Consider the following 3029-nt stretch of genomic DNA (forward strand, 5'->3'; position numbering starts at 1 on the left):
GCATCCTGGCCAAAGTCACCAAATGTAAAGAAGCGTTAGACGCACTACACTAGTACAGGCGATTTAGGACAAACACGGGGGAATTCAATGGGACAGAAAACAATGGCAGACAAGAAAGCAGACCTGGCAGGGCCCGGCATAGGGAACTATGAAGATCTGGAGAAAATCCTGCCCAGTGACTACAGTTCCCTGCTCACGCCGAAGGAAACGCAGAAGGTCCTCTATGCAGTGAAAAATTACATTGAACAGAATCTGTGCAAGGAACTCAACCTGATAATGGTCGAAGTCCCGCTGATCGTGGATGTTGAAAGCGGCGTGAATGACATGCTTGACCGTGACGGTTCACGCACGCCGGTTCAATTCCACATTTCTAACGACTATGACAAGCATCCGATCGATGCCCAGGTCGTGCAGGCGGCCACTAAGTGGAAACGTCCGGCGCTGAGGCAGTTTGGAATGAAAACCGGTGAGGGTCTCTGTACCGATATGCGTGCCGTGCGCAAGGACTACTTCCTCGATCACGATCATAGTTCTTATGTTGATCAGTGGGACTGGGAGAAGGTTATTACTCCCGAACAACGCAACCTGGACTACCTGAAGGATACGGTCAGAAAGATCTGGAAGGTCATCAAGGGCGCCGAGCTCCATGCTCAGAAGATGTATCCACAGCTGAAGACCAACAAGTATCCCGATCTTCCAGATGAGATCACCTTCCTGCATGCAGAAGAGATCCTGGATATGTATCCGGATCTGCCGCGCAAGCAGCGCGAGACGGCAGTTCTGCAGAAATATCCGGCTATCTTTATCATCGGGATCGGCTGGACACTGAAGGACGGCTACCCGCATGAGATGCGGGCTGCAGATTACGATGATTGGGTAACAGAGACCAGATCTTCGGACGGCAGACTCATGCACGGCCTGAATGGCGACATTCTGGTCTGGAATCCAGTAACTAAGCGCCGTCATGAGCTGACCTCTATGGGCATCCGTGTGAACGCTGAGACACTCAGGAAGCAGTTGGAGATGACTCACCAACTCGATTGGCTCAAACTGCCTTATCACAGTGGAATCATTAGCGGCGAGACTCCGCTGAGCATTGGCGGCGGCATCGGCCAGTCTCGCACGACAATGAGTATCCTCAAGAAGGCGCATCTTGGAGAGGTGAGCGTCACCGTATGGCCGAAGATACTCAAGGACATATGCAGGAAAAAGAATATTCATGTCCTTGAGTAAAAGGGCGCAAGTCTTTTCTGTGAAATCGTTGTTCCCTGAGGAAAAGAGTTGGCGATGGCAGAGGGGCCGGGCAGCAAGAAAACCCCCGCAAGTGTGATAATGATGGCAATCTTCGCGCTGGTGGGTCGCCTCTCTCACAAATGATGTTTCTGGGCCGGGAAACCCCATTCCCCCGAAATTTCTGGAATGATGCAGTTTCTCCTGGTCTTGCATTCCATGTAAGCAGCGCAGGGAATTGGCGACAGCCATCTGGTCGAAAGAGAGTCTGTGCCCAAAGACAAAAGTTTCCACATGAGTCCGGAAGAATTCCGTCGGCACGGTCGAGCCGTCGTGGATTGGATTGCTGAGTACTACCAGAAGATAGAGTCATTTCCGGTATTGCCCCACGTTCAACCCGGCCAGCTTCGCGCTTCGCTCCCGCCTGACCCGCCTCTCCACGGTGAACCTTTCGAAACCATTCTTGGCGATCTGGATAGATTGATTGTCCCGGGAATTACTCATTGGCAATCGCCGAACTTTTTTGCTTTTTTCCCGGCAAATGCTTCAGGTCCTGGAATTCTGGGTGAGCTCCTTGCGTCAGGTCTGGGAGTTCAGGGCATGCTTTGGGCAACGAGCCCGGCATGCACTGAGCTTGAAACTCATGTATTGGACTGGCTCGTTGACATGCTTGGACTACCGGCGGCATTCAAGTCTGAGGGCGCCGGCGGCGGAGTAATCCAGGATTCCGCTTCGAGCGCATCTTTGTGTGCTCTTCTGGCAGCCCGTGAGCGGGCGACGGATTTTGGGAGCAACAAACAGGGCTGCGATGGCCGTCTCACGGCATATGCCTCAACTCAAGCGCACTCTTCCATCGAGAAAGGAATTAGGATCGCCGGACTTGGCAGCGATAATCTCCGGTTGATTGAAGTAGATAATCACTTTGCTCTCCGCCCGGATGCACTGGCAAAGCAAATCAAGGAGGACCGCAAGAAACGACTTGTTCCGTGTTTCGTGTGCGCAACTGTCGGGACTACATCTTCAAATGCCATAGACCCTTTGCCGGAGATCGGGCGCATCTGTCGCGATGAAAACCTCTGGCTTCATGTAGATGCCGCAATGTCCGGTACCGCCGCAATCTGCCCGGAGTACCGGTATATCCACGACGGAATCGAATTTGCCGACAGCTATTGTTTCAATCCGCACAAGTGGATGTTCACGAATTTTGATTGCGACTGTTTCTATGTGGCTGACCGGGCCAGCCTGATCAAGACATTGAGCATACTGCCGGAGTATCTGCGGAACAAAGCCACGGAATCAGGAGCCGTCATTGACTACAGGGACTGGCAGATTCCTCTCGGAAGGCGTTTCCGTTCCCTGAAACTCTGGTTCGTCATTCGCCACTATGGAATCGAGGGCTTGCGCCATCACATAAGATGCCACGTTGAGCAGGCCCAGAATTTTGCAAAGTGGGTCGAGGAGTCACCAGAATTCGAGCTCGCTGTTCCTCCGCCATTGAATCTTGTTTGCTTCCGGCATGTTGGAGGAGATGAAATCAACCGGCGGCTGTTGGACAATCTCAATCGAAGCGGGAAGCTTTATCTGACCCACACTACTCTTGATGGCAAGTACACACTGTGGTTCTGCGTCGGCCAGACCAACACTGAAGCACGCCATGTAGAGGAAGCATGGCGCATGATCCGGCAAGCAGCCAAATAGCTTGAGATCGCCCGGAACTAGTGTCGTGTCCTGGAAATTCGTTGTATATGTCTTTGCCCAGGGACACGACACTTTCATAGGGGCTTCTCGCCCCTCTGACG

The 3029-nt window shown here is 52.7% G+C and carries 2 protein-coding genes; both read left to right on the forward strand.

Annotated elements, in window-relative coordinates:
* Nucleotides 1-87 precede the first annotated feature (87 nt).
* Nucleotides 88-1233 (forward strand): aspartate--ammonia ligase, encoded by a 1146-nt coding sequence (asnA, locus tag QME66_13130; GenBank protein ID MDI6809890.1) that lies wholly within the window; start codon nucleotides 88-90, stop codon nucleotides 1231-1233.
* Nucleotides 1234-1524: 291 nt separating this feature from the next.
* On the forward strand, nucleotides 1525-2928 hold the full coding sequence (locus tag QME66_13135; protein ID MDI6809891.1) for a pyridoxal-dependent decarboxylase: 1404 nt from the start codon (nucleotides 1525-1527) through the stop codon (nucleotides 2926-2928).
* Nucleotides 2929-3029 lie beyond the last annotated feature (101 nt).

It is taken from the genome of Candidatus Eisenbacteria bacterium, from assembly GCA_030017955.1.
Classification (GTDB): domain Bacteria; phylum Eisenbacteria; class RBG-16-71-46; order JASEGR01; family JASEGR01; genus JASEGR01.

Excerpts from the sequence above, each read along its gene's own strand:
- asnA (MDI6809890.1), top strand. The coding sequence starts at position 88 with ATGGGACAGAAAACAATGGCAGACAAGAAAGCAGACCTGGCAGGGCCC.
- QME66_13135 (MDI6809891.1), top strand. The coding sequence starts at position 1,525 with ATGAGTCCGGAAGAATTCCGTCGGCACGGTCGAGCCGTCGTGGATTGG.